This window comes from Sorangium sp. So ce117, from assembly GCF_051524395.1.
GTDB classification, from domain to species: Bacteria; Myxococcota_A; Polyangia; order Polyangiales; family Polyangiaceae; genus Sorangium; species Sorangium cellulosum_B.
The window spans coordinates 4,129,296-4,155,302 of sequence record NZ_CP150309.1 but is presented as its reverse complement, the minus strand read 5'-3'; the positions used below and the strand labels follow the sequence as shown (position 1 = coordinate 4,155,302).

The 26,007-nt window shown below is 71.5% G+C and carries 25 protein-coding genes and 1 pseudogene; 14 read left to right on the top strand and 12 right to left on the bottom strand.

What is annotated here, in order from left to right; genetic code table 11:
* Positions 1 to 16 precede the first annotated feature (16 nt).
* Positions 17 to 1,267: an LNS2 domain-containing protein gene (locus WMF46_RS15605; protein ID WP_437986335.1), complete on the top strand. Its 1,251-nt coding sequence runs from the start codon at positions 17 to 19 to the stop codon at positions 1,265 to 1,267.
* 85 nt (positions 1,268 to 1,352) lie between these two features.
* Here the strand turns inward: WMF46_RS15605 and WMF46_RS15600 are convergent, their stop codons facing one another.
* Positions 1,353 to 2,552, bottom strand: a complete 1,200-nt coding sequence (locus WMF46_RS15600; RefSeq protein WP_437986334.1) for a vWA domain-containing protein — start codon at positions 2,550 to 2,552, stop codon at positions 1,353 to 1,355.
* A 321-nt stretch (positions 2,553 to 2,873) separates the two neighbouring features.
* Between WMF46_RS15600 and WMF46_RS15595 the strand changes: the two genes are divergently transcribed.
* Entirely contained in the window at positions 2,874 to 3,482 is a 609-nt protein-coding gene (locus WMF46_RS15595) for an HAD family hydrolase (protein ID WP_437986333.1), read from the top strand.
* 27 nt (positions 3,483 to 3,509) lie between these two features.
* On the opposite strand, the gene WMF46_RS15590 is transcribed toward WMF46_RS15595, so the two are convergent.
* A complete protein-coding gene (locus WMF46_RS15590; protein WP_437986332.1) occupies positions 3,510 to 4,178 on the bottom strand; it encodes a DUF2293 domain-containing protein in 669 nt (222 codons plus the stop codon).
* 168 nt (positions 4,179 to 4,346) lie between these two features.
* Between WMF46_RS15590 and WMF46_RS15585 the strand changes: the two genes are divergently transcribed.
* On the top strand, positions 4,347 to 4,931 hold the full coding sequence (locus WMF46_RS15585) for a class I SAM-dependent methyltransferase (protein ID WP_437986331.1): 585 nt from the start codon (positions 4,347 to 4,349) through the stop codon (positions 4,929 to 4,931).
* A 135-nt stretch (positions 4,932 to 5,066) separates the two neighbouring features.
* Positions 5,067 to 5,876, top strand: a complete 810-nt coding sequence (locus WMF46_RS15580) for a fumarylacetoacetate hydrolase family protein (protein WP_437986330.1) — start codon at positions 5,067 to 5,069, stop codon at positions 5,874 to 5,876.
* Between the two features lie 39 nt (positions 5,877 to 5,915).
* Here the strand turns inward: WMF46_RS15580 and WMF46_RS15575 are convergent.
* Positions 5,916 to 6,446: pseudogene (locus WMF46_RS15575) on the bottom strand (glycoside hydrolase family 11 protein); the annotation flags it as partial.
* Between the two features lie 55 nt (positions 6,447 to 6,501).
* Here WMF46_RS15575 and WMF46_RS15570 point away from each other — a divergent pair.
* Entirely contained in the window at positions 6,502 to 6,861 is a 360-nt protein-coding gene (locus WMF46_RS15570) for a hypothetical protein (protein ID WP_437988044.1), read from the top strand.
* 413 nt (positions 6,862 to 7,274) lie between these two features.
* Positions 7,275 to 7,493, top strand: a complete 219-nt coding sequence (locus WMF46_RS15565; protein WP_437986329.1) for a hypothetical protein — start codon at positions 7,275 to 7,277, stop codon at positions 7,491 to 7,493.
* Positions 7,494 to 7,809: 316 nt separating this feature from the next.
* Here the strand turns inward: WMF46_RS15565 and WMF46_RS15560 are convergent, their stop codons facing one another.
* The 7 genes from WMF46_RS15560 to WMF46_RS15530 all read right to left on the bottom strand — a co-directional run bounded on the left by WMF46_RS15560 (position 7,810) and on the right by WMF46_RS15530 (position 17,015).
* Positions 7,810 to 8,679 carry a hypothetical protein gene (locus WMF46_RS15560; RefSeq protein WP_437986328.1) on the bottom strand — a complete coding sequence of 290 codons (870 nt, stop codon included), beginning with the start codon at positions 8,677 to 8,679 and terminating at the stop codon, positions 7,810 to 7,812.
* Positions 8,680 to 8,775: 96 nt separating this feature from the next.
* The gene (locus tag WMF46_RS15555; protein ID WP_437986327.1) at positions 8,776 to 9,102 is read right to left on the bottom strand and encodes a DUF6968 family protein; all 327 of its coding nucleotides are present in this window, start codon (positions 9,100 to 9,102) and stop codon (positions 8,776 to 8,778) included.
* 173 nt (positions 9,103 to 9,275) lie between these two features.
* Positions 9,276 to 9,830: a hypothetical protein gene (locus WMF46_RS15550; protein ID WP_437986326.1), complete on the bottom strand. Its 555-nt coding sequence runs from the start codon at positions 9,828 to 9,830 to the stop codon at positions 9,276 to 9,278.
* A 753-nt stretch (positions 9,831 to 10,583) separates the two neighbouring features.
* Positions 10,584 to 12,044: a serine/threonine-protein kinase gene (locus WMF46_RS15545; RefSeq protein ID WP_437986325.1), complete on the bottom strand. Its 1,461-nt coding sequence runs from the start codon at positions 12,042 to 12,044 to the stop codon at positions 10,584 to 10,586.
* Between the two features lie 79 nt (positions 12,045 to 12,123).
* Complete coding sequence (locus WMF46_RS15540) at positions 12,124 to 14,385, bottom strand: DUF2169 family type VI secretion system accessory protein (protein WP_437986324.1); 2,262 nt, start codon at positions 14,383 to 14,385, stop codon at positions 12,124 to 12,126.
* A gap of 143 nt (positions 14,386 to 14,528) precedes the next feature.
* Positions 14,529 to 15,389 (bottom strand): hypothetical protein, encoded by an 861-nt coding sequence (locus WMF46_RS15535; RefSeq protein ID WP_437986323.1) that lies wholly within the window; start codon positions 15,387 to 15,389, stop codon positions 14,529 to 14,531.
* Positions 15,390 to 15,398: 9 nt separating this feature from the next.
* Positions 15,399 to 17,015, bottom strand: a complete 1,617-nt coding sequence (locus tag WMF46_RS15530) for a hypothetical protein (protein ID WP_437986322.1) — start codon at positions 17,013 to 17,015, stop codon at positions 15,399 to 15,401.
* Positions 17,016 to 17,140: 125 nt separating this feature from the next.
* Here WMF46_RS15530 and argJ point away from each other — a divergent pair, with 125 nt between their 5' ends.
* From argJ to WMF46_RS15500, 6 genes are all read left to right on the top strand, one after another.
* Positions 17,141 to 18,316: a bifunctional glutamate N-acetyltransferase/amino-acid acetyltransferase ArgJ gene (argJ, locus tag WMF46_RS15525; RefSeq protein ID WP_437986321.1), complete on the top strand. Its 1,176-nt coding sequence runs from the start codon at positions 17,141 to 17,143 to the stop codon at positions 18,314 to 18,316.
* A gap of 328 nt (positions 18,317 to 18,644) precedes the next feature.
* On the top strand, positions 18,645 to 19,535 hold the full coding sequence (locus tag WMF46_RS15520; RefSeq protein ID WP_437986320.1) for a hypothetical protein: 891 nt from the start codon (positions 18,645 to 18,647) through the stop codon (positions 19,533 to 19,535).
* Between the two features lie 48 nt (positions 19,536 to 19,583).
* Positions 19,584 to 20,180 (top strand): OmpH family outer membrane protein, encoded by a 597-nt coding sequence (locus WMF46_RS15515; protein ID WP_437986319.1) that lies wholly within the window; start codon positions 19,584 to 19,586, stop codon positions 20,178 to 20,180.
* A 41-nt stretch (positions 20,181 to 20,221) separates the two neighbouring features.
* Positions 20,222 to 20,689 (top strand): 3-hydroxyacyl-ACP dehydratase FabZ, encoded by a 468-nt coding sequence (gene fabZ, locus WMF46_RS15510; protein ID WP_272098066.1) that lies wholly within the window; start codon positions 20,222 to 20,224, stop codon positions 20,687 to 20,689.
* A gap of 20 nt (positions 20,690 to 20,709) precedes the next feature.
* Positions 20,710 to 21,297: a TlpA family protein disulfide reductase gene (locus tag WMF46_RS15505; RefSeq protein ID WP_437986318.1), complete on the top strand. Its 588-nt coding sequence runs from the start codon at positions 20,710 to 20,712 to the stop codon at positions 21,295 to 21,297.
* A 28-nt stretch (positions 21,298 to 21,325) separates the two neighbouring features.
* On the top strand, positions 21,326 to 22,426 hold the full coding sequence (locus WMF46_RS15500; RefSeq protein WP_437986317.1) for a dipeptide epimerase: 1,101 nt from the start codon (positions 21,326 to 21,328) through the stop codon (positions 22,424 to 22,426).
* On the opposite strand, the gene WMF46_RS15495 is transcribed toward WMF46_RS15500, so the two are convergent.
* Both WMF46_RS15495 and WMF46_RS15490 read right to left on the bottom strand, forming a co-directional pair.
* Positions 22,392 to 23,117, bottom strand: coding sequence for a pseudouridine synthase (locus WMF46_RS15495; RefSeq protein WP_437986316.1), 726 nt, complete (start codon positions 23,115 to 23,117; stop codon positions 22,392 to 22,394). The genes WMF46_RS15500 and WMF46_RS15495 overlap by 35 nt on opposite strands.
* Positions 23,114 to 24,322, bottom strand: a complete 1,209-nt coding sequence (locus WMF46_RS15490) for a protein phosphatase 2C domain-containing protein (protein WP_437986315.1) — start codon at positions 24,320 to 24,322, stop codon at positions 23,114 to 23,116. Before WMF46_RS15490 ends, WMF46_RS15495 begins: the two co-directional genes overlap by 4 nt.
* Before the next feature lie 306 nt (positions 24,323 to 24,628).
* On the opposite strand from WMF46_RS15490, the gene WMF46_RS15485 reads away from it, so the two are divergent.
* Positions 24,629 to 24,778, top strand: coding sequence for a hypothetical protein (locus tag WMF46_RS15485; RefSeq protein WP_157906681.1), 150 nt, complete (start codon positions 24,629 to 24,631; stop codon positions 24,776 to 24,778).
* Positions 24,779 to 25,037: 259 nt separating this feature from the next.
* Positions 25,038 to 26,003: an FHA domain-containing protein gene (locus tag WMF46_RS15480; protein ID WP_437552716.1), complete on the top strand. Its 966-nt coding sequence runs from the start codon at positions 25,038 to 25,040 to the stop codon at positions 26,001 to 26,003.
* Positions 26,004 to 26,007 lie beyond the last annotated feature (4 nt).

Sequence of the window (26,007 nt, the reverse complement as noted above, 5' to 3'; positions counted from 1 at the left end):
GATCACCGTCGTCGTCGTGGTCGTGGTCGTGGTCGTGGTCGTGAACGTGGTCGTCAACGGCTCGATCGTGAACGTGAACGTCACCCGAAGATCGCCGCTCTCAACTCCCACGATTCACGTCGGCCGGCGCACGACCACGTTCACGACCACGACCACGACCACGTTCACGACCACGTTCACGACCACGACCAACGCGGTATACGTGGACATGTTGCGCCCCGCCCCGCTCGCCCCGCTGGTCCTCGCCGCCGCCTCGTTCGTCGCCTGCGCCGGTGCCCCGCGCCACGCTGACACTCCCGCGCCGCCGCGGCCCCGGGCGGGCGCCTGCCCGGCCCGTCCGGCCTGCGACGCGCCGCCGCCGGCTGCCCTGCCGCGCGGGTTCAGGCACACGCGCTCGCGCCTCGTCGCGGCCGGGTGGCCGCGCCACCGCGGGCGCGACCTCTTCGCCCGCGCCGACGGGCCCCAGTGGGCCATCGCGAAGCTCGCTTACGGGCCGCAGGACGACGATCTCGAGGACGAGGACGTCGAGGCCTACCTGCTCCGCGGCTGCAGCGGCGCCTGGGAGCGGCTCGGCACCTTCCGGACGAGCGACGACGACCAACCGCACCCGACCACGGAGGGGATCCCGGACACCGGCGGGCGCGTCTACATCGATCTCGCCGCGGGCCGGCGCCTCGAGGTCGGCCGGCACCGCGTCCACCTCGCCGTGGCCGGCGACGCCACGAGCGCGGATCTGTTCATCGAGATCCTCCCGTCCGGCGCGCAGGTGGCCGTGACCGACGTCGACGGGACGCTCACGTCGAGCGAGGCGGCGGTCGTCGGCGAGCTCGTCGGCGGCGGCCCGCCGGCCGCCCACCCCGGCGCGGCGGAGGCGATGCGCGCCCTCGCCGAGAGCGGGATCTACCTTTTCTATGTGACAGCGCGCCCCGAGTGGCTCGTGGGCAGCACGAGGGTCTGGCTGCGAGAGCAGGGCTTCCCGCCGGGCATCCTCCGCACCACCATCGGCGTCACCGGCGCGTTCGGCGGCGCGGCGGCCGAGTTCAAGACGATCGAGCTCGGATGGCTCAAGGCGCGCACGGGCATCGTGCCCTCCTTCGGCTTCGGCAACATGCCGAGCGACGTGGCGACGTACACGGCCGCCGGGATCCCCGCCTCGCGGTGCTTCTATTACAAGCTCGGCGGCGATCTCCGCGGCGGCGTGCCGCACGAAGACTACCGGGGCCTCGCCCCGGCGCTCTTCAGCCCACAGGCAGCCTGCGCGCCCTGAGGGAAGCGCTCGCGACGCGGGCCTGCGCGCGCCGCGCCACGTCAGCGGCGGGCGCGCCCGGATCAGGGAGCGCCCCCGCCGCCGATCACTGCGGGATGTCGATCACGTCCTCGCAGGTGAAGTCGACTCCCAGGGACGCCGCTGGATCCGACTGTATCGCGCCGCACACGCTCTCGCAGAGCTCGATCTGCGTCGGGTTCGACGGATTGTCGTAGCGCCAGGCGTCGGCGCTCGCGCACTCCTGATCGTACGCGACGGCCTTCGGCTGGCCCCCTCCGCTCGTGTACGTCACGCGCACCCGCTGCTTGTCGAACGTCCGCCCGTCGGGAGCGGCCGGGATCGCGACCGTGCACGACACCGAGGCGCCGCGGATCTCGTCGATCGCCGCCCTGAACGCGGTCGCCGTCGCGTCGGGGTTGCCGGTCTCGATGATGAACGCCTTCCCCGTGCCGCCCGCCACCGCGATGTCGCGCAGGTTGTCGACGTTTCCCGGCTCGTCCTCCGGAGGGTTCGCCACCCCGATCACGTAGGTCGGGACGTTGTCCTGGCGCGCCCCCTCGACGCGCTCGACGACGGCCTCGATGCTGTCCGCGTCTCTGCTGCAGCGCTGCGGGTAGCCGTCGGTCACGAGCACGAGCGCGTACTTCCCGGGGTTCTCCTGGCGCTGCGCCTCGATGAAAGTGACCGTCCCGTCGACCACGAACGCCGTCGGCGTGCTCGTGCGCCAGTCGTCGTCGGTCGCGGGCGTGACATCGTCGATCGCCTCGCCGAACGCCTCGGAGGGCAGCGGCGTCATCTCGACGTCCGGCGTGCGGTAGGTTCCGGCGTCGCACATCCGCCGCTCGCCGGGGAAGAACGTGAGCGAGGCGGTGAGCCCCGCGGACGCCGGATCCTTGAAGAACTGCTTGGTCGCGGCGACGACGGGATCCCACTTGAGCTCCTTGCTGTGCGAGGGCCTGTCGTTCATCCCCATGCTGCCTGACACGTCGAACGCGACAGCCAGGTACACGGGCTGGAGCCCGGCCTGCGCCGATTGCGTGGCGCACGCCTCGCCGGCCCCGGTCGAAGGGCCTGCGCCGCTGCTGGGGCCGCCTGAGCCGGCGCCGCTGCCCGAGGTCACCCCCGCTGAACCGAAGCCGCCGTCGTCGCCTCCGCTCCCATTACCCGAGCTGTTCCCGGCGCCCGAGCCGCTCTGATTGAGATTCTCGTCGTCACCACCGCCGCCGCACGCCGCGCTGGCCACGGCGACCGTGAACAAGGCAATGCCCATCGCAGGCAATCTCATGGCCTGACTCCTTTTTAAGTAAGTCCCGGCGCTGCGCGCCGGTAGAAAAGCAGACCACCACACGCGATCTCAGGAGCCGGCGCGTCGCCGGACCATGCTCCTGAGAACTCGCCACCCATGCCCAGTATAAGCCATCGCGCAGCGCATTGCGAGATGCGCTTTCTCAAAGTTCGTATCGGTTTCGTGACATCGGGTTCGTTCGCGTTGGCTCGCGTTGGCTCGCGCGCCCTCAACGCAACTCACCCGTGTGGCCGCACGCCTGTGCGCCTGTGTGACCTGTGTGCGCACACAGGCGCGCGCCGGTGCTACGGTTCGCGACTGATGGTCCGCGCAGTGTGTTTCGATCTGATGGATACCGTCCTCTACGACCCGTACCGGGAGGCGCTCGCCGCGGCGATCCGGTCCGCCGCGCCCGCCGCGCGCGCCGAGATCGCAAAGCACCGCGACCCCACGTGCTGGCCTGCGTTCGAGATCGGTGAGATCGATGAGGCCGAGTTCGCTCGCCGGTTCTTTCGTGAAGGCGCCGAGGGGTTCTCGTTCGACCTCGACGCGTTCAACCGGGTGCGCCGCGCGGGATATCGCTTCTTGCCCGGCGTGCGGGAGATTGTCGCGTCGCTCGAGGGCCGCTCGCTCAGGTTCGTGGCGAGCAATTACCCCGTGTGGGTCGAGGAGGTGCGCGAGGCGTTCGGGCTCGACGTCCTGTTCGAGGGGGTCTATTCGAGCCATCACCTGGGCGTGCGCAAGCCGGCGCGCGAGTTCTTCGATCGGCTCATGACGCGCATCGGGGTCGGCGCGGGCGAGTGCCTGTTCGTCGACGATCGCGCGGAGAACTGCGAGGCGGCGGCCGCGGTCGGGATGCGCGCGCACGTGTTCGACGGGGCCGCGGGGCTGCGCGCGCGGCTGGTCGGCGAGGGGCTGCTCGGCGGGTAGCGCGCTCGCTCTGCTCCGCCCCGCGCGTCAGAGCGCCGCGCAGAGCGGGCACGACGCGCCCGCGTGCGGCGCGTCGCCGCGATGGAGATCGAGGATGGCGCGGGAGATCTGCGCGAGCTCGCGCCGCACCTCGCGGCGCATCCCCTTCACGCGCGGGATGGCCATCGAGTCGTAGGCCGTGGTCTGGTGCCGCATCCAGGCGATCACGGCCGACTCGGCGCGCTGCCCGACCGGGATCCGCTCCGTGCGGGCGACGGTGCCGCTGCCGACCGGCGTGGCGTGCAGCGTCACCTTGGTCGCGACCGCCCGCGCGAGCGCCGCGTAGCGCGGCGAGAACCGGAGGAACGCGGCCACCGCGGCCTCGAACTCGCGCACGTACTCCTCCTGGTCGCGCTCCCTCCGCCGGGCGTCCGCCTCCCGCTTCTTCGCGTACGCGGGCGTGCTGCGCTCCGCCTCGAGCGCCGCGCGGGCGGCCTCGATGGTGGCGGCCGGCGCCCAGAGACCCCGGGAGAACGTCTTCCTCCCGCGCTTCTCGACGACCATCCAGGACGGGCCCGCGAGCTTCACCCGGCGGGTGAGCCCGGCGTCACCCGGGGGCAGGCACGCCCAGCCTTCGGGCGGCGAGAGCAGCGCGCCGTCGGGCGCGCGGAAGCGGCGAGGATCCGGGGTCGGGGCCAGGGTCAGGCACTCGGGCATGGCAAACCGCCGGCGTGCTAGGCCAGGTCATGCCGCGCGTCCAGAAGACGCCGGCCGGCGCCGTCGCCCCGCGCCGGAGCGGCCCCGCTGGAGGATGGTACGCTCCGCGCCAGCGAGGGGCGCTCGCCGGTGTTCGCCCCGGCGCGGCCAGCAGCACAGGAGGAAAGCGTGTCGGACGACGATCGCACGAGGTGGGACGCCCGCTACCGCGAGGGAGGCGGCGATCCGGGGGAGCCGTCCGCCGCGCTCACGGCGCTCGATCCGCTCCTGCCCCGGCGCGGGCGCGCGCTCGACCTGGCGGGCGGCGCGGGTCGTCACGCCCTGTGGCTCGCGCGGCGCGGGCTCGACGTGACGCTGGCCGACATCTCCGAGGTCGGGCTCGGCATCGCGCGGACCGCCGCGGCGAGAGAAGGGCTCGCGCTGCGCACGGTGACGCTCGACGTGGAGCGCGATCCGCTCCCTGCCGGGCCGTGGGACCTCCTCGTGATCTTCTACTTCCTCGAGCGCAGGCTCGCGGCCTGCGCGGCGGAGCTCGCCCCGGGCGGCCACCTCGTCGTCGTGCACCCGACGCGGTCGAACCTGCTGCGGCACGCGCACCCGAGCGCGCGCTGGCTGCTCGATGACGGCGAGCTGCCGGGGCTCCTCGGCGAGGCGCTCGAGGTGGTCCGTTACGAGGAAGGGTGGCTCGAGGAAGGGCATCACGAGGCTCGCCTCGTCGCGCGACGCCGGGGCGTCGCCGCGCCTCCTCGGTGACGGCGGCCCGCCGCCGACGTCGCGCGACGACCATGACGCACGAGCTCCGCGCTGGCGGGCGCCCGGCGCTCGCACGTCGCTGTGCAAGGGTCCCCGAGGCTTGCCGCGACGCGAAGATCGCGCTTTGCTCGCGCCATGCGCTTCGCTCGCCTCGCGCCTCCCGATCAGGATCGCCCAGCCTTCTTCGCCCGCCTCGACGGCGCAGCCGCGCTCGTCCTGGACGCTCCGCCCTGGCTCGGCGGCAAGACCACGGGGGAGGCCGTGGCGTGGACCGACATCGATCTCGCCTGCCCCGTGGCCCCCACGAAGATCGTGTGTGTGGGGCGCAATTACGCCGCGCACGCGCAGGAGCTGGGCAACGACGTCCCGGTCGAGCCGCTCCTCTTCCTCAAGCCGCCCTCGGCGCTCATCGGTCCTGGCCAGTCCATCGTGCTCCCTCCGGAGAGCCAGCGGGTCGAGCACGAGGCGGAGCTCGGCGTGATCATCGGCCGCCGCGCCCGGGCCGTGCGGCCGGAGGAGGCGCTGGATCACGTGCTCGGGTACACCTGCCTGGGCGACATCACCGCGCGGGATCTGCAACGGAAGGACGTGCAATTCACGCGGGGCAAGGGGTTCGACACGTTCTGCCCCGTGGGGCCGTGGATCGAGACGGCGCTCGATCCCGCGGCGCTCCGCGTGCGGGCTGTCGTGAACTCCCAGGTGCGGCAGGACGGGATGACGGCGCAGATGATCTGGGGAGTGGCCGAGCTGGTCGCGTACATCAGCCGGGTGATGACGCTGGAGCCTGGCGACGTCATCGCGACCGGGACGCCCCAGGGCGTGGGGCCGCTCGCGTCCGGCGACGAGCTCGTCATCGATATCGCCGGCGCCACGGCCGAGGCGCGCGGGATCGGCGCGCTGCGGGTGTCCGTGGCCGCGCGGGGAGACGGCGCGAGCGGGCGCTAGCTCGGGGGCGGGCTGGGCTCGACGCTCCGACCCCGGCGCTCATCTCATGGACAAGCTCACCTCAGCCCTTCCGCTGCTCTGATATCCTTCCACGAACATCGAGACCTCGCTCAAGGTCCCCATGTTCATCCCCAGACTCTGCCATGCGTCGAAGTGGTTGGCGACGGTGATGGTTCCGCTCGTGCGCTTCTGCGTGCGAACGCTCCAGAACTGGGGAGGGGCATTGACGCCATCAATCCCAATCACATCGGATCGATCGATTCTGTAGATGTCATAGACGCCTCCGTCGCTCGTGACGGTGCCCATGGTTCTTGTTCCGCCATGGGGGCGCCAGGTGCCCCAGCCATCGACGATATAGTATTCGACGTCCGGCTTCTTCGCCCAACCATAGACACCCAGGTAGGCGTTGCCGCTTGGCTGAAAGTCAGCCTCGTAGGTCACGATCTGGTTCGCCGACCCGGGCCTCAGGCCTTTGCGGCCCAGCAAGTTGTTGATATCGCTCCATTCCACGCTGAAGCCATCCGCGGTGCTGGTCAGGCAGCCGGTCCCCCGGTCCATCCAGAGTTGATAGGTGAAGCCGCAGTGGTCGCCGGTTTGATTGCTGCAGACCGACGGTTCGGATGTCGTGCACGTGTCGGGTGCGCCGCCGGCCCCGCCGGCCCCGCCGCCGCCCGTCCCCGAGCTGCTGCTCGACGACGAGCCCCCGCCGGCCCCGCCGGCCCCGCCGCCGCCCGTCCCCGAGCTGCTGCTCGACGAGGAGCTCCCGCCGGCCCCATCGCCGCCCGCCCCCGAGCTGCTGCTCGACGAGGAGCCCCCGCCGGCCCCATCGCCGCCCGTCCCCGCGCTGCTGCTCGTCGACGAGATCGAGCCGCTGCTCGACGACGACGAGCTGCTCGACGAGGAGTCCAGGACGTCGAGGTCCTCGCCCACGATGCGCTCGGCGTTGCACGCCAGCAGGCCGCATGCCATCGAGGCGGATAAGTAGCCGAGCAAGGGAGCGATGCGCATTGAAGGGTTCTCCATGATGGACCGGCGAAGCCGCAGGCTTCTGCTCGAGATGAATTACTGAACCATCGAGACGCCTGCGTACCCTCGAACCATGGGTCAAGATTCAAATTTTTCGACCAGCGCGCTCGTGTTCGCGGTGTTCACGAATGCACCCGCGGGCCTGCGCCGACCACATGCCCGGCGATCACGACGCTCGCCAGACAGATGCTCACACTCGAATACGCCGTGTGATGGGGCCGGGCATCACCACGGAGAAAGCAAGACCCACTCGGACGCGCAGCTGCAAGAAGCAAATAATCCCGACAGTACCCTCACTCGGAGTCGGCCCTTGCGCGATCCCGCGACCGACTGCGGCCCCCGGCGGAGAGAGGTCCGGACCGTCAAGGGAGGGTGGAATACTCTTACGACCAGGAGGCGAAAGTCAAGGGTCCTTTCTTCATCGCGACCGCTTCGCGGTGCGGCGTCTTGCAAGATCACAGTCACGCTGCGCGCGTGGGTTCGATCATCGAAGCATCATCGAACCCGGATTCGTTCACTCTCCTGAAAATCGGCGATACCTCAGCGGTGGGCGCGTTCCATGGCTTCTCGCCGCAGATGATCTCCGGATAGGCCACCACCATCCCGCTGGAGCGCCAGCGCCACTCCCAGCCGAAGGCGGGTCTGCCCTCCACCTCCGAGGTAGAGACGCGCTGGAAGCCGGCCCCGCGCGCAGCAAGCCGCCCACCCATCCACGCACCAAGCGTCGATGACCGCTGCGATCCCGGCGAGGACGTCGAGCCCGGGACCGCGCCATCTCTGACCCCCTCGCTCCACGCGGCGCGCCTGGCCCACCCTCGTTGAGGTACCGCGAACTGTTATGCTCCCGATGTCGATCCCGATGAGGGATCTCCCTGAGTCCGATCGACCGTTGAGCGAGGTGGCGACGTCAGTCGATCGCGATCGCAACCGCCGTGTCGTCCGGGTACGTGAAATCCTGCCTGACAGTAAACGGAGCGCTGGGGTAATCGCATATGCTGCTTAGTTCACACTTGGCCGCGCCGAAGAGCTCGATGGCGATCTCGAGCGCTCCGGGCTGCACGGCGACGGCGAGCTCGCAGAACGCGACGAATGGATTGTCCGGCCGAACCGCGCAGGCGCTCGGCATCTGCTGGCGCTCGTACAGCACGCCTGTCCAACCGAACGTCGCGCTCTGTCCGGCCGCGATCTCGATCACGGTCGCGTCGTGGCAGTCGAGCGGCCAGTGTTCTGCCGTCTGGACCTCCTCGCAGGTCATCTCGATGTTCGAGAGCTCCGCATTGCCGAGTTGCCCACCCTCCGGAGCCACGCGGAAGCGGTCGGAGCACTGGTCGTTGTGGTAATAGATGGGCGTCGCGCGGTTGTTGGTCACCGTGAACGTCACCTGCGGTCCGGGCTCGTCGTCCTCGAACGCCGAGCAATCGACCGCGCCGCCGCCGGGCCCCGGGCCGGAGCCGCCGTCCCCCCCTTGGCCGCCGCCGGAGGAGCTGCTCGTGGGCCCGCCAGGGCCCACCGTCGTCGAATCGACGCAGGCGGACGCCAGAAGACAAATTGAAACCATCGCCAGGATCCTCGACATGAGCATCACCTCCCGAGGGCACGGACAGCAAAGGTTGGTCCAGGCTGAGGGATCCCGCAGATCGCGTGGTTTCGCCGCGTCGCAGGAGATCGCGCGTGCCGCAGTGAGCCTTTCTGTGCCGGACACGATGCCGTTACCGTGTGCGGCGGCGCCAACATCCCGAGAAGCATCACCATGAAATCGATACTTCAACTCGATCATGACCACCCGCAACCTCTATCATGTTCTCGACAACGGCGCCGAGCGCGGCGACCCCTCCAATACGGAGCATCCACCGCCGCAAATCTCCGCGCTTCTTCAGGGGGTCGCAGAGGAAGTCCCGAACCCGAGGTCATCCTCGCCAAGCCATTTTAACCTGGCTCCGGCGGGGGCAAGCGTGGCGAGGATTGGCGGCACGATCCAGCATGCTGCGAGAAATGCCTGGAGCTCATCGACACCGCAAAAGTGACGAGAGTACGGCTCGTCGAATCCACTGATCTCGAGTAGCACACGAAAATCTCCGCCCGGAATGGGATCGGTCTCTGGAAGCCCGATGCGAACAACGATGTCGTGAACGTCGCTCGATCCTGGCAGCGTCATTTCTAGGGTGCGCGCCAGCGCCCTGGTGACCGCATGAGAGCTCATTGTTCAGTCCTTGCACTTTTTGATGCATTCAGCATACTCGTTATTGCACTTTTCCCAGCATCTCCGACGAGCTGGCTTGTCGCTCTCAGGAATTTTGCGGCAGTCCTTTTCGCATGCCTCCGCCACATCGACGCAATGCTGCCGACAAGAGCTGCTAATCGAGCTTGAGTTCGTCACCCACCGGCACGGGCCGCACGACTGCGCTCCCGAGCCGAGGTGCACCCCGTTGGCATACTCACATCGCTCCTTGGCCTCGTCCAGGCTCGCATGCTGCTCCCGCCGGCCCAGTCCACGTTGACGCTCGTGGACGCCCCGAGGCGCCCGGCGAAGTACCAGTCGGACTGGGCGCGGCCGCCCGGAGCGACGCCCATCACGCGGTCGCAGATCACGGCGCCGCACACCTGCATCATGTAGATCGACAGCGACGGCCCGAGGCTGACGTTGCCGGTCTTCGTGGTGTACCCGAAGGTGACCGCCGTCCGGTCGTAGAACCCGACGCCTGCCCCTGGGACGACGCTGAGCACGTTGTGGACTTCGATCCGGAAGTCGCTCGTCCTGCGCCACAGCCACCCGATGAAGGGGCTCACGGCGAGCCTGGGCTCCGTCCCGACCTGGATCCCACCGACGCTGACACCGCCGCTGAACTCGAGCGCCAGCGCCGGAGCGGTGGCGGCGACGAGGCTACAAGCGCTAAGCAGGCCGACCTTGCCGTGGAAGCGCATCGACATGGTGAAGGCTCCTCGCCGAGCTGCGACACGCGGTGTGGGGACACGCGCCATTGTTCTCGGTGGGATCTGGGCGTCAAATAGAAACTCGGCGAGTGATCCGAAGAGACAGGAGTCGACCCGTCCGGCGCGTACGCCGGTGTGCTGATGGTGATGTGATTGGCAGTCTTCGTCAGCCGAGTGGTCGGCGAACAGCACGCGTCCGGAGATCCGCGGCGCCGCGGCGATCTCGTTGGACGCTGGCGGCAGCACCGTGCTCGCCGCGCGGTGCTTGTCGGTGCCCGCGTACCAGTACTCCGCCGCGGTGCGCCTTTTGAAGGGCCTCCGCGTGCTCGGAGCGGAGATCGATCGACCGAGACGCTGACCAGAAGAGACTGCGCAGGAGACGGCCAGAGTCGCGCAGGAGATCTAGCGGCGCTGCGCTGGAGGCGGCCGTGGCTGCGCAGGAGACCCAGGGGCGCTGCGCAGGACGAGGCCAAGACCGCGCAGGAGAGCCGCCGGCGCTGCGCTGGAGGCGGCCATGGCTGCGCAGGAGGCGGCATCCAGTGATGAAGGACACGGAATCGACGTGCAGGAGGCCGGTTGAGCTGCGCAGGAGCCGCACAACGGTGAGCAAGTGTACGAGCGGAGCCCTGGTAACACTTCTGACCGGGAGCTGCGGTGACACTTCCTTGAGCCACGGGCCCCTGCTCCAGGAGGACTGGAAACAGGGACCGGGGGCGATGGCGCGGCGCTACCTGCCGAGAGGGCGCTCGCTCAGACCCCGGCGCCCTCCCGGAGCACGATCGTCACGTGCGACAGCCCTGTCCCGCCAAGGAGCATCGCCTTCACGAGGAACTCGACCATCGTGTCGAGGCACTCGGCGGGCGAGAAGCCCGCTCGCCCCGCCCCGAGCAGCGGCAGCGCCATGCTCCGGAGCTTCATCGTGTCCGCGTGATAGAAGCACCCTTCCAGGAGCCGCAGGATGAGATCGCGCGTCGGCCGGTAGGTCGCCACGTGATCCCAGTCGAGCGTGATCGCGTGGAACACGAACCGCGCGTTCAACCTGCCGCCGGAGCTGACCACCACCCCGCCGTGCCGCACGGGAACGTACTTGCGCGTCTCCATGTGGCACACGCCGCCGCTCGCGTGGTTCAGGGCGAGCGCCACGCCGCCCGACATGGTGAGCTGCCCGTCGTCCGCGCTCACGAGCGCGTCGGCCGACACGCCTGCGATGTTCGCGCGCACGATCGAGAGCGTCCTGTCCCCGTGGAACTGGAAGGCCGTGACCGGCCCGGCAGCGCCGCCCGACAGGATGGCGGGCCGGAAGCGCGTGTACTGCTCCATGTACACGCGGAGCGTCAGGTCGTGCGGGTCCCCCCAGCGGGTGCTCTGGGCGCCCACGAGGGCGGTGTCGATCTCGTCGAAGGACTGGAAGCGGTCCTTCGGGTCCTTGGCCAGGCAGCGCTCCAGGACGGCCTGCACGTCCTCGTCGAGCTCGGGACGGAGCGCCCGCGGCCGGGCCGGGATGTCCTGCCGGTGCGCGAGCAGGAGCGGCAGGAGCTCCTGCTCCTCGAACGGTCGCTGTCCCGTGGCCGCGTGGTAGAACGACGCGCCATAGCTGTAGATGTCCGCGCGCGTGTCGCTCTCCTGCGGGCTCCACGCCTGCTCCGGCGCCATGTAGAACGGCGTCCCCAGCACGGTGCCCATCGCGGTGAGGGGCTGCTCCCGTAGCGCCGAGGGCCCCGTCGTGGCGGTCAGGCGCGCGAGGCCGAAGTCGGCGACCTTCAGCTCCCCTGACGGCGCGATCAGCATGTTCGACGGCTTCAGGTCGCGGTGCATCACGCCGAGCTCGGTCGCGGCGGCCATCCCCCGCGCCGCATGGAGCATGTAGCGCCGCAGATCGTCGAGCGGCAGCGGGCCATCCTGGAGCCTCGCGGCCAGCGACGGGCCGCCCACGTACTCCATCACCATGAACGGCGATCGGCTCGAGAGGAAGCCGAAGTCGTAGCAGCTCACCACGTGCGGCGACTTGATGAGCGCCGAGATGCGCGCCTCGCGCAGCATCCGCTCCCCGGCGTGCGGATCCGTGTGCCCGGTGAGCACCTTGATCGCGACGACCCGCGCGAGCGCGAGGTGGCGCGCGCGGAAGACGGCGCCCATCGAGCCCACGCCGAGCAGCCCCTCCACGCTGTACCGGCCCGCGAGCTCCTTGCCCAGCGTCGACGCGTCGATCATGAATGGACCATCGCTTGCACCAGCGATGATGTTCGGAACCCCGGGCGCCGCGGTCAAGGGGCACGGCGCGCGACGCGGATCAGACGGCGTACGCCGCGGGTGCGCCGGCCTGCGCGCGCTGGCGGGGCGCCTCGCGCAGCCTCGCGATCTCGGCCTCGACGCGGGCCCTGAGGCGCGGATCGTCGGCGAGCCGCCTGGCCCACAGCCGCTTCATGCGCACCCACACGGTGCGTCGGATCGCGCGGTCGCCGAGCGCCGCGGCGCCCCCGCTGCGCTCGGTCGCGACGAGCAGCCGGGCATAGTCGGCCGCATGCAGCGGGCCACAGACGGCTTCCCACGCGCCGACGTAGGCCGCGTCGAACCTGTCGCGGAGCGCCCGCTCGCGGCGCCTGGCCTCTTCTGCCATCGACTCCCGCCACCGCCGCTCGGCCTCTGCCCAGCGCGCCTCCGACAGGCCGTGCGCCCTGAGCACGTCGGCGCGGGGGACCGGCTTCTCGGCGAGCTCCGCCGTGACGAGGGCGCACCGCTCGAGGCTCACCTCGTCGCCGTCGCCGAGCGGCGGGAGCGACCCGGAGGGCGATTCGCCCTCGCGCCGGAGGGCGTGAAAGAAGCGGGACGCGGCGGGTCGCTCGGGCTCGCGCGCGAGGACGCCCGAGGCCGGGGCGGCGTAGGACGAAGACTCGACGGGCGGCGGCAACACCTCGGCGGGCGGCGGCGGAGCATCCTCCTCCAGCGCGAGGGTCGCGAGCCCCATGGACGCGCCGGGCGCCGGTGAAGCGAGCGCGCCAGACCAGGGCGCGCCGGGGATCGGCGCCCTGAGCTCGACGCGCGGCGCGGGCCTCGGGTCGAAGAAGAACGGGATCGCGGGCCGCTCGCCGACGCGCACCTCCTCCTCGCTCGACAGCACGAGCGTCGCGCTCGCGACGGCATCGATCTGCGGTCGCGCTGGCTCGGGCCGGCCCTGGGTGGTGGTCGACTTTGCCCGAGAAAAATCACAGGGAGACGGGGAGACGGGGAGATTTGCTGAGTTTTTTCTCCCCGCCTCCCCGTCTCCCTGTCCAAATTTGGCCAGTACCCGGCCCTGCCGCGACGATCCCGGCGCGGGCGCGAACGGAAGCGCCGGCGCGCGCACCGCCGCCTCGCCCTGCTCGTCGGAGAGCGCGACCGTCTGCAGCGGCGACGGGCGCTGGATCAGGTCGATGAGCTCGATCTCGTCGTCCGAGAGGTGGATGGTGCGCCCCGGATCCCCGTCCCGCTGGCGCGCCTGGCCGGGCGCGTCCTCGATGTGCACGGTCCCTCGCGGGCCGATCGGGAGCGCACCTGGAGCCGCTCCCGCGGCGCCCGAGGCCCGCCCGGGGCGCAGGTCGGGCCACGCGAGCTCCTCGCTGTCGACCGCGACGCCGGCGGCGATCCGCACGGCCGCGAGGGCGTGGCCGTCGGGTACGGGGACGATCTGACGCCACACGACCGTGCAGCGCTGCTCGGCGCCGTCGATCCGGAGCGTGTCCGCGTTGAGCTCGATGACGTCGCCCCCTGTCGCAGGAGGCGCGGCGAGCCCGTGGATCCGCGCCACGCCGCGCGCTCGGGGCAGGCGCATCTCCAGCCGGCGAGCGGCCGGGTGCAGGTTCTCGAGCACGATCCACTCGTCGCCGCGCAGATAGTCGATCCGCTGGTCCGGGGGCGCCGCCTGGAAGTACGACCAGTCGAAGCCAGCGGGGATCTCCGCGTTCGGGCCCTCGAGCGTCTCGCGCCGGGTCTTGCCGAGCAGCCGCTTGCGCACGGGCCAGGCGCGCGCGATCGGGCCGAGCCCCGCGGGCCGCGCGGGGTCCTGGGGATCGAGGACCCTGGCCTCGCCGTCGCCCGCGTCGATGCCGAAGGGGTTCTCCCACCCGTTCGCGCCGCGCGCTGCCTTCTCGTACACGAGGGGCATCCGCTGGAACGGCTTTTTGTCGCGGACGAGGAGGCGTTTGTCGAGCGCGCAGCCGCCCGCGCCGAAGACGGCGAGCCGCACCGGCAAGCACTCGACATGCGCCCCCTCGGGGGCGTGGGCGTCGCCCGTGAAGAGCACGTCCGCGCGGCCCAGGTAGGGCGCGAGATCGCCGGTGAACCGCACGCTCCGCGCGGGGTTCTTGCCGTGATGGACCTCGGCGCGGAGGATCTCCTGCGGCTCCGTCCGCCACATGGCCGCGCCGGGCGTGAACGCGAAGCTCGCCTTGACGATGATCGTGATGTAGCGCTGGCCCTGCGTGCGCCACGAGACCGCGGCGGCCTCGGCGCCCGGGAGCGACGTCACGGCGTCGGGCGGCAGCGCGCTCACGACCGCGTCCTTCTGCAGAAGCACCTCGCCATGGTTCGCATCGCGTCAAGCATCGCTCGGCGACCATTGAACCCGCGCAACGTGAACATCGCGTTGCAATCGCGTGATCTGCGTGTGGAGCCGGCGCGGCGGCGAGGGCGTGAGCGGGCGTGGACCGGAGCCGCCGCTCACCCGCCGCACGGGTTCGCCCGGCATGCCCGGACGAAGCCGATCTCGCTCTGCCCCGCCTCGATCCGCTCGATCCACCAGGCGAGCCCCGGATAGGTGGCCCGGATGAACGCCGCCGCCTCCGCGAAGCGCGCCGCGTCTCCCCGCGCGGCGTAGATCTCGGCGCGGAGCGCGTGGGCCTCCGGCTCGTAGACGCCGCGGAGCACGTCGAGGAGGGCCGGGTCCACGTCGCCGAGCGGCTGCGGCCCGTACATCAGATAACGCAGGATGTGGTCGAAGCGGAGCGGGTCGCCCGGCTCCACGCGGCTCGTGACCGCCGCGCCGCTGTCCGGAGGGAGGCTCGTCCAGCGGCCCCAGGAGCCGGCGCGGGCGGCCTCGGGCGCGAGGCGCCCGAGCTCGCGCTGCTCCTCGGGGCTCGGCGCCGCGAGCTCGATCGGCGCCGGCGCGCTCTCCGCGCGGTCCGGCGGCCCGACGTAGACGATCACCAGCGTGTACTGCCCGGGATCGAGCCCCGCCGGGAGGTACGACGAGACGTCGATGAGCATGCGCCTGCACTCGCCCGGGCACAGGCGGAACACCGGCGTGCCGTGCTCGGGGAGCACGACCGGCGCGGGCTCGGTGCTCACGACCTCCTCGCCAGTGCCCGCCCGCGCGAGGCGGACGCCGATCGCGCCGGCGTTGCCCGCCCAGCTCGGGCGCGGGAGCCGCAGGATGCAGGCCCGAGGGCGGTCGGCGCACAGCGTGATGGCCACGTGCAGGGGAAAGCCGAGCACATAGCGGCGATCGTGGTCGAGTGAACGGAGCACCAGCCCGGGCGGGCCGACCGGGTCCCCGGCGCTCCGCGCGTGTTCATCGGACATGACAGCCCCTCATCTCCATCGAAGTCCCCTGTTGTTCTCGAGGCGCACGCGCCGGGTCTCCTTCACGTGGCGCCCGCACAGGTCGTTGCCGACCCGCCCGTCGGTTCCAGGGATGAGCTGCTGGTCGGCGTCCACCATCCAGTGGGACCGATAGTTCATGCAGCACGTCGTCCGGCGCGGCTGCCGGTAATCGAAGTAGCCACACTTGTGCGGCATCCCGAACGCGTGCGTGAGCTCGTGGACGATGGTGTGGAGCGTGGCTCGCTCGTAGCCGCGCCGGGGCTGCGCCCCCTCGGGGTCCCACCACGCCCTGTGATGGGTGAACAGGATGGTCCTGCCGGCGAAGTACCTCGCCGGCCCGATGTCGATCGTGGGGCTCATGCCGGCGGTGTAGGTGGCCCCTGGGCCCCGCACGTCGGCGTCGACGCGCGCCGGGATGCCGTAGCCCGGGGGCTCCCACGCCCCGTCCCTGCGCCGGGCCCGAGGGAAGAAGAAGAGGCGCCGCTCGTACGCGTGCGCCAGGGAGCCGTCGCCCGCGGTGAACTGGCTCTGGATGTCGTGCGGCGCGAGCCAGAGGCGGGTCCGCGGCGGGTCGTCGAGGACTGCCGCGCTCGCGACCGAGAAGCTCATCTGCCAGCCGTCCCAGCGGAACGTGACGTAGCTCGCTTCCGGGTGGGCGCCAGGGATCTCCACGTACTCGCCGCGCCGCTCGCCCTCGCCGCCGTCCAGGATCGTGACGCTGCCGGAGAACAGCGGCTCGCCCCGGACCTCGGGCACGGCGTGCGGCTCGAGCGCGGCGATCAGGCAGAACCAGCCAGGCTCCCCGGCGTGCTCGAAGTGCTCGCTCACGAAGCGCGAGGCCATCTCGCCGAGCGTGCCGGCGTCGAGCGCCATGTGCTGCAGGTCCTGAATCACGCGCGCCTCGGTGAAGTCGAGCTGGGTGAAGACCAGCTCGAAGTGCTCCGGCGCCTGCTCCACGGGCACCGGGGGCGCGCTCTCCATCCGGATGTACTCGACGTCGATCCGGCGCCAGAGCGTCATGATCCCGGTCTCGTCGCCTGCCGCCTCGGCGATGCCATCGGCCTCGATCTCGGCGCTCACGATCAGGTTGTCTCCGGCGATATCGGTCATGTGGCGCCGGATCGCGCTCCGCCCCCCCACGATCGCCGTGCTCGCGCTGGTCTCCGCCGCGTCGGACAGCGCGTAGCCCTCCACCTCTTCCCAGCCAGGTGCCCTGTCCTGCGTTCCCTCGTTGTCGTCTTCGGCCGGCGCCACATAGTCCCCCTCGGCGTCGTAATCGTTCTCGTCGAGGGTGCCAGCCCAGTCCGGGTGCACCTCCGGCCGCTCATTCGAGGGATCGTCTGGATCGCGCGCGCTCCAGCGAATCCGGGCTCCTTCTGGCAGCTCGCCCTCGGAGCTCGTCACCTCGACGGTGATCTCGACGAGCTGCGTATTCTTTGCCCACTGCCCATCGAGATCTCGGTTGATGTAGACGCGTCCCCGGTTATCGAGGCTCTTGTAACCGGGCTTGTATCCAGCCGCCCGCGTCGTCCCCGGCGGCGCCGTGCTGTCGGGAAAGCCCGGCAGATACAGGCCCTTGATGTCGACAATCCGGACCGAGATCATCGGGGCAGAGCATTGCAAATGCCGCGCTCAGCTCGGCCGCCTCCCGGCGTCTCTTCCGCCGGGGCGCGCGCCTTCCGCTTGTCGCTTTCTCCCGGCGCGCGTTCGTGCGTAGACTCCGCGCCCTCATGAGCTTCGAGCCAGTTGCAGGGTTTCGCTTCGGCGCCATCAGCGCCGGGATCCGGAAAGACGGGCGCATCGACGTCGCGCTCGCGGTGGCCGATCAGCCGGCGATCGTGGCCGGCATGTTCACGCGGAACGTGGTGCGCGCGGCGCCCGTGGACATCGCGATGCAGCGCGTCCGGTCGGGGCGCGCTCGCGCCGTCGTCGCCAACAGCGGGTGCGCGAACGCGTGCACGGGCGAGGCAGGCTGGAAGGCGACGCTCGATACGACGCGCGCCGTCGCCGAGTCCATCGGCGCCTCGGAGGACGAGGTGCTCCCCGCCTCGACCGGCGTGATCGGCGCCGTCCTGCCCGCGCACCGGATCATCGAGCGTGTCCCCGAGCTGTCGGCCCGCCTGTCGCCGAAGGGCTACCTCGATTTCGCCCAGGCGATCTGCACGACCGACCGCTGGCCGAAGCTCGCGCAGCGCAAGCTCGGCGCCGGCGCGACGCTGCTCGGCATCGGCAAGGGCGCCGGGATGATCCACCCCGACGTGGGCCCGCCCCACGCGACGATGCTCGTCTTCCTGTTCACCGACGCCGTGCTCGACGCCGGCGAGGCGAGCGACGCGCTGGCGGCCTCGTGCGACGTGACGTTCAACGCGTGCAGCGTCGACGGGGACACCAGCACCAACGACACGGTGCTCCTCTTGTCCTCCGGCGCGTCGCAGCGCCGCGTCTCGCGCGACGAGCTCTCGGCGGGCCTGACCGAGGTGTGCGGCGAGCTCGCGCGCTCGATGGTGGCCGACGGCGAGGGCAGCACGCACGTCGCCGAGATCCGCGTCCGCGGGCTCGCGACGCGCGACGATGCGCGCGCCGTCGCGCGTACGGTGGCCACGTCGATGCTCGTGAAGACCGCGCTGTTCGGCAAGGACGCGAACTGGGGGCGGCTGCTCGCCGCCGCGGGCCGCGCAGGCGTCCCCTTCGACCCGCGCGAGGCCCAGATCCTCGTCGGCGGGATCCCGATCGTGCGGAACGGCGCGCCGATCGGGGCGGAAGCCGAGCTCAAGGCGAACGAGGTGCTCGCGCGCGACACCTATGTCATCGAGCTCGTGCTCGGCGGCGGCCCCGGCGACTTCGCGTACCTCACGAGCGATCTCGGACACGGCTACGTCGACGTGAACGCGGGGTACCGCTCCTGATCCTCACGGGGTGACCGGCCGGGCTGCTCGCAGAGAGCGCCCCCGCGCCTTCGCCCCGACCGGAAGCGCCTGCTGCGGCCTTCCCCATCGCTCCCGGGCTCCGAGCGCCGGCCGTCCCCCCTCACACCGCGCGCCCCCCACGGATCAGTGAACCTCGCGCGACGAGCGCAGGTGAACGCAGGTTCACAAGCGGGTTCACAAAATGAGCGCCTCGTCGGGCTTCCCGGCGCTCCGCTCCTGCCGCCCCGTGGCACGCTGCGTGTTAGCGCGCGTCATGGTAGTCGTGCGGGAAGGCCGCGCCTGTGCCGGCCGCCGCTGGAGGACTTCGATGCTTCTTCATTCCCCCCTTGCGAAGATCCTGGGCCGAGGCGCGCTGTTCCTGATGATCGCCGCGACCTCGACGGGCTGCGGCGGCTGTGGCGATGCGTCGCTCCAGTGCGACCCCGATGGCGAGAACTGTTTCCTCTGCGACGGTTACGGGTGTCGCCCCGTGGAGCCGGACATCGACGCCGCCAGCAGTGGGGGGCAGGGCGGCGCGGGTCCAGCAGACCCGGGCCAGGGCGGCGCGGGCCAGGGCGGCGCGGGCCAGGGCGGCGCGGGGGGCGCGGAGCCCGAGTGCGACGCGGAGCTGACCACGTGTCCCTGCGACGGCGACGGCGCGTGCGAGGACGGCACGCGGTGCGTCGACGGGCTCTGCATCGCGGCGTGCGAGTTCAGCTACGAGTGCGGCGACGGCAGGGTGTGCGTGAACGGCGAGTGCGCCGATGGCTGCTCCAACGCCGCGCCCTGCGCGGAGCCCGGCACGCGCTGTGACCGCGGGGTCTGCGTCCCCGACCCCGCGAACCCCGAGTGCGGCGACGAGGCCCCGTGCGAGGGCGGCGCGGTCTGCGTCGACGGCGCCTGCACCACCGGCTGCGCGACGCACGCGGACTGCGCGCCCGGCGAGGTGTGCAACGCGGCCACCGGCGCGTGCATGGACGACCCCTCGCCTCAGCCCGGCTGCGGCGCCAAGGCCTGCGCGGCGCAGGGCCAGGAGTGCATGGAGGACGGCTACTGCCACTACCCGTGCGAGAACACCCGGGCCTGCCAGCTCATCGACAGCCGCTTCGTCGGCTGCGAGGACGGGTTCTGCAAGACGCGGGAGGAGGTCGCGCCGGAGTGCTCGCTCGACGAGCCTTGCCCCGACGGCGAGAGCTGCATCTCGGGCAAGTGCCTCTGATCCCCCGCACACCTTGACCGTCCGTCACGCGGCGGGTAATCGCCTTCAATGGTCTCCCGCTCTCCCGTCCATCGGCCCGCGCCGCTCTTCGCTCGGATCGCCCGCGCCGCCGCCGTGTCGCTCGCCCTCGCCGTGCCGAGCGTCGCCGCCGCCGAGACCCGGATCGCCGTCGTCGACGTGCAGCACGCCGTCATGCAGACGGAGGACGGCATCCGAGCGCAGGCCACGCTGAAGAAGCTCTTCGACCGGCGGCAGCAGGAGCTCGACGCGAAGCAGACCGAGCTCCAGCGGGCGCGCGAGGACATCGAGAAGCAGTCGCGCGTGCTCTCGCGCGAGTCGCTCCAGAAGCGGATGGAGGACTGGCAGCGCCAGATGGTCGAGCTCCAGACCGTGTTCGTCGACTACAATAAGGAGCTCCAGAAGAAGCAGGGCGAGCTCACCGGGCCCATCCTCAAGAAGATGATGCTCATCGTCGGCAGGATCGCGAAGAAGTCGGGCTACGAGATCATCTTCGACAAGCAAGCGGCCCCGTACGTCCGCGCCGATCTCGATCTGACGGAGCAGGTCATCCAGCTCTACAACACCGGCGGCGGCGAGGACGACGCGGGCGGCGACAAGGCAGAGAAGAAGGACGACGCGAAGTAGCGCGCCGCCCGCGCGCTCCACACCGCGGAAAGGAGCCGGCCTTGCCTGACCGAACCCAAGCGCCCGTCACGCTCGACATCCATCAGATCCTGTCGATCCTGCCGCACCGTTACCCCCTCGTGATGGTCGACCGGGTGACGGAGATCACCGCCAACAAGTGCATCCGCGGCTACAAGTGCGTCGCCTACAACGAGCCCTGGTTTCAGGGGCACTTCCCCCAGCGGCCGATCATGCCCGGGGTGCTGATCCTGGAGTCGCTCACGCAGCTCGGCGGCATCCTCGCCTATGCGTCGGATCCGTTCGACGCCACGTCGAACCTCATGTTCTTCCTTGGCATCGACAAGGCGAAGTTCCGCCACACCGTGACGCCCGGCGACCGGCTCGATCTCTACGCCGAGGTGCTGCACCACCGCTCGAACGTCTGGAAGCTGCGCGGCGAGGCGAGCGTCGACGGGACGCTCTGCGCCGAGGGAGAGATGCTCGCTTCCATCGTCGATCGCGAGCCCTGATCGGGGAGGGAGAACTCGTCATGAGGCCCAGTTCATCGCCGTCGTTCGCCCGTGTCCTCGCGGCCCTCTGCGCCTCGCTCGCGCTCTCGCTCGCAGGCGGCTGCGGCGGCGCCGCGCCCATCGCTCCGCCGGCGCCCGAGGCGGGCGGCGGCCTGATCGGCTCGGCGGCGCCCGAGCTCGCGGCGGAGGTCGTGAGCGGCGAGGGGCCCGCCACGCTCAAGGACGCGCGCGGCAAGGTGGTGATCGTCGATTTCTGGGCGACCTACTGCCGCCCCTGCAGAAGATCGTTCCCCAAGTACCAGGAGCTCGTCGACCGCTTCGGCGGCAATCTCGCCGTGCTCGCCGTCTCCCTCGACGCACCCGAGGACGTCTCGACGGAACAGATCGCGGGGTTCGCGGACGAGGCGGGGGTCAGGTTCAAGATCCTCTGGGACAAGGACCAGCGCGCGGAGAAGGCGTACAGGCCGCGGAGGATGCCGACCGCGTTCGTCGTCGATCGGGACGGCGTCGTGCGCCATATCCACGCGGGCTACGAGGACGGCGAGGAGGACAAGATCTCCCGGGAGGTCGAGGCGCTGCTCGGCCCGGCCGCGGCCCGCTCCCCTTGACGCTCCCGAGGAGGCGACGCTCGTCTTGATGACCCCCACCCTGATCCGGCGCGTCTCCGTCGAGGCGCTCGACATCCCGCTGCACGAGCCTTTCGGCATCGCCGGCGGCGCGCAGGAGCGCGCGGCGAACCTCCTCGTCACCGTGGAGCTCGCCGACGGGACGCTCGGCTTCGGCGAGGCGGCGCCGCTGCCCGCGTTCAACGGCGAGACGCAGGACGGGTCGCGCGCCGCCGCCCTCTCCTTGCGCGAGGCCGCGGTGGGCTCGGACGCGCGCGCGTGGCGCGCCGTCGCGCGCGCGCTCCGCGAGGCGTCCGCGGGCGGCGCGGGCGCGGCGCGCTGCGCGATCGAGACCGCGATCCTCGACGCGCTCACGAAGCGCGCGGGCATGCCGCTCTGGGCCTTCTTCGGCGGGTCCGGGACGGCGCTCACGACCGACATCACCATCACCACCGGCTCGCCGGAGCGCGCGGAGGAGGCCGCGCGGCGCGCCTCGGCCATGGGCTTCCGCGCGCTCAAGGTGAAGGTCGGGGGCCGCCTCGCCGCGTCGGACCCGGCGCGCATCGAGGCGATCCACGGGGCCGCGCCCGCGGCGTCGCTGATCCTCGACGGCAACGGCGGGCTCACCGCGGGCGAGGCGCTCGCGCTCGTCGCGCACGCGCGCCGGCTCGGCGCGGACGTCGCGCTGCTGGAGCAGCCGGTGCCGCGCGACGACTGGGACGGCATGAAAGAGGTCACGCGGCGCGCCGGCGTCGACGTGGCCGCCGACGAGAGCGCCGCCTCCGCGGAGGACGTGCTCCGCGTCGCGGCGGAGCGCACGGCGACCGTGGTGAACATCAAGCTGATGAAGGGCGGCATCGCCGAGGCGCTCGACATCGCGGCGGTCGCCCGCGCCGCGGGGCTCGGGCTCATGATCGGCGGCATGGTCGAGTCGGTGCTCGCGATGACGGCGTCGGCGTGCTTCGCCGCCGGCCTCGGCGGGTTCTCGTTCGTCGATCTCGACACGCCCCTGTTCCTCGCCGAGAACCCGTTCGACGGCGGCTTCGTCCAGCGAGGCCCGGCGCTCTCCCTCGAGGAGATCCGCGCCGGCCACGGCGTCACCCCGAAGCGCCGCTCTCCAGGGGCGGGCTAGCGGCCGCGTCGCCGACGGCGCCTATCCACGCCGGCACGCCCAGCTGATCGAACGGGCCCCGCAGGTCGTCGGGCAGCGGCGCGGCGAGGCGCAGCGGCGCGCCCGTCTCGGGGTGGGCGACGGCGAGCTCGGCCGCGTGGAGCGCGAGGCGGTGCAGCGCATACCGCTCGCGGAACAGGCGGTTGTGCTCGCCCTTGCCGTAGTTCACGTCGCCGATGATCGGGTGGCTGATGTGCTTGAGGTGCCTCCGCACCTGGTGCAGGCGGCCCGTGCGCGGGCGCGCCTCGACGACGGCGTAGCGCTCGAGCGCGTGGAGGCGCTCGAAGTCGGTGACGGCCGGCACGCGCGGGCCCCCCTCGCGCCTCGGGATCGGGTGATCGATGCACCCGCGCTCGGGGGGGACGCCGCGCACGAGCGCCAGGTAGCGCTTCCGCGCGAGGCCCTGCTCGAACTGCGCGCAGAGCAGCGCCGCAGCGGCGGCGTCGAGCGCGACGAGCAGCACGCCGCTCGTCGCGCGGTCGAGGCGGTGGACCGGGTAGACCTTCCGGCCCAGCGCGCGCTCGGCGAGGTCGACGAACACGACCGGCGCGTCGCCCCAGCCGCGGTGCACGAGCAGCCCGGACGGCTTCGCGAAGGCCGCGACGCGATCGTCCAGGTGGAGCAGGGAGAGCTGCATCTCGGCCGCGCTCATCCGGTTCCGAGCGCGAGGTACCGCGCGAGCCGCTGGTACAGGGCGGCCGCGAGCTCCGCGTCGTGCTCGCAGACCTCGGCGAAATCGTCCTTGCGGATCCGGATGAGCCGCGTCCGCGCGGCGGCGACCGGCAGCTCGCCCTTGCGCCGCGCGCCCACGAGCGACTCGGGGAAGAGCAGGCCGGAGGACCCGACGCGCCGCCCGTCCGGAAGATTCACGGCCCCGTCGAGCACCAGGTAAGCGACCAGATCGCTGGCGACGTCGCGCGGGATCCGATCCCCCGCGCCGAGCTCCACCTCGACGCCGGCCGCGAGCGCCCCGAGCACCGCCGCGGGGCTCATGCCGGCGAGGAGCGGGCACGCGGAGAGCACCGACAGATCGCGCGAGGACGGGCCGGCGTCGTCCGCGCGCTTCACGAAGCGCTCCTTGATGTCGATGACGATCACGCTCGCGTTGTCGTGGCCCCCCCGCTCGCGCGCGTGGCCGAGGAGGCCCGCGGCGACCTCCTGGGGCCCGCCCTTCGAGCAGAAGCGGGAGAGCGACGCCTCGCTGTCGATCGCGTTGTGCACCCCGTCGGTGCAGAGGAGGATGCGGTCGCCGCGCGAGAGATCGACGAACACGGTGTCGACCGCGACGGTGCCCGCGAGCCCGATCGCGTTCACGAGCGGGTTCCGTTGCGGCTTCCTGGCCGGGGTCGGGTTGCCGGCCGCGCGGAGCGTATCGTAGAGAGCGTGGTCCTGGGTGAGCTGGACGGTGGTCGTCGGGCGAACCAGGTACGCGCGGCTGTCGCCCGCGTGGGCGAAGAACGCCCGGCTGTGCGCGAGCACGACGAAATCGAGCGTCGTGCCCATCCCCTGGTAGCTCGGCTCCATGCGGCGCGCCTCCAGGATGGCCGCGTGCGCGGCCTCGGCCACGCGCCGGAGCAGCGCGAACACCTCGCGCCGCGCCTCGATGTTCGGGTCGGCCACGTACGCGTCGAGGATGGCGGCGGCGGGCGGACGGAGCACCTCGCCGCGCACCGTGTCGACGGCGATCTGAGCCGCGACCTCGCCCGCGGCGTGGCCGCCCATCCCGTCGGCGATGCCGAAGAGGGCGAGCTCGGGGCAACAGAGGATCCGGTCCTCATTGCTCGGGCGGACGAGGCCGACATCGGTCGATGCGGCGAACTCGATGCGATAGTCGAAGCGTGGGAGGATCCGGGACACCGCGACCAGGATAGACACCGTGCGGGCGGCGTCAAAATGGCGCGTCTGTCGACGACCGCGCGACGGCTCCACGCCCGCTCGCCTGCGTCGGCCGGCCCTCCCCCTGTCCCTGCCGCGAGCGCGCGCCACGTCGCCGCCCCGCTGCCCCCCTCGCGGCGGCGCGCAGCGGGGCCTCGCCCTGGCCCCGCTGACGCGGGCCGGCGCGCCCTGCGCACCGGCCGAGGCGAGGCCGTGCCTCCGGCGGACACACCAGCGTGCAACGCGCACGGATCCACGGTTGGCCCGACTCTCGCGTCTTCGGGGAGCATGCAACTCATCGAGGTGGACGTCGGGCGCTTTCGGCTCGAATTCGGCGGAGGGCTCGGGCTGGAGGTCATCGTCCTGTTCAGCCGCTCGGTGGCCTTCTGGCGCTGGGGCGGCGAGCTCGTTGCGGAGGTCAGCGTCGGCGTGAGCTGAACCGGACAGCCGTCGTCTCGACCTGAGCCCCGCCGGCCACAGCAGATTCGGGGCGCGCAGCGAAAGAGCCCCAGACGAAAAATTCCGGTAGGATTCGGCTCGACCGCATGAGGCCTCGCCGCTGCCTGACATCCACCACGCTCGCTCCTGCCGCGGCTCTGCCGGAGGCCTGCGCAGCGACTCCGCCGTTCACGCTCGAGCTCGGCGGTCCGACGCGGACTGCGGGGCGCGCGACATCGCGCCGCTCGTGGAGCGCGCGATGACGGTAGAACCGCGGATCGACGTCGCCACGATGCGGCGCGCGCTGTCCACCGCCGAGGCGGTGATGGCGCTGAACCCTCCCGAGTCGCCGATGACCGAGGGGTACCGGCTGTTCCGGGTGTCAGGCGGTGACGTCGCGTGGCTGGACCTGCCCGCGAACAGCGGCGCATATGCCGTCTTCGGCTCGCACCCGCGCTGCGACATGAAGTTCGCGTCGGGCGACGACGTCTGCGTGCGCCACCTGGTCGCCACCTGCTGCAACCTCCCCGACGGCGGCTTCGGGCTCCGGCTCATGGATCTGCAGACCTCGATCCCCTTCTTCGTGGACGACGACGTGCCGCGGCGGTCGATCGTCGTCAGCGGCCCGCTGCTCGTGCGCATCGGCAAGCACGTGGTCGGCGGGCTCCCGGTCGGGCCGCGCGCCTCGTCGAGGGTGCTCGAGGTGAGCTCGTGCGGGATGAGCGAGCCGCCGCGCGGCCTCGAGAGCGTCGCGAGCAAGGCCGTCAGCGAGGGCGCCGCGCCGCCCCCGGCAACCGAGGGCATCACGACCAGCCACCGCTTCGCCCGCGGAGAGATCTCGCACATCACGTCGGTGCGCCCCGTCTCGCACATCGAGGAGATGGTGGCGCCGCGCGCGAAGAGCGGGTACGTGCGGCTCACGCTGCAATCGAGCGAGCGCAGCGCCGCGGTCGAGCTGCCCCAGCAGGCGCTCGACGACGGCGTGCTGCTCGGGCGCGCCGACAACTGCCTGGACCGCGGCCTGCGCGCCGTCCTGAGCACGCACATCTCGCGGACCCACCTGCTGCTCCTGCGGGACGGCGCGGAGATCATGGCCCTCGATCTCTGCTCGACGAACGGGACGAGGTTCGCAGGCCAGAAGGTCCGCCGCGTGATGGTGCCCGCCGAGGGCCTCGCGCTCACGCTCGGCCCCGAGCTCACGCTGGTCTGGCACCCGCAGACCTGACGCG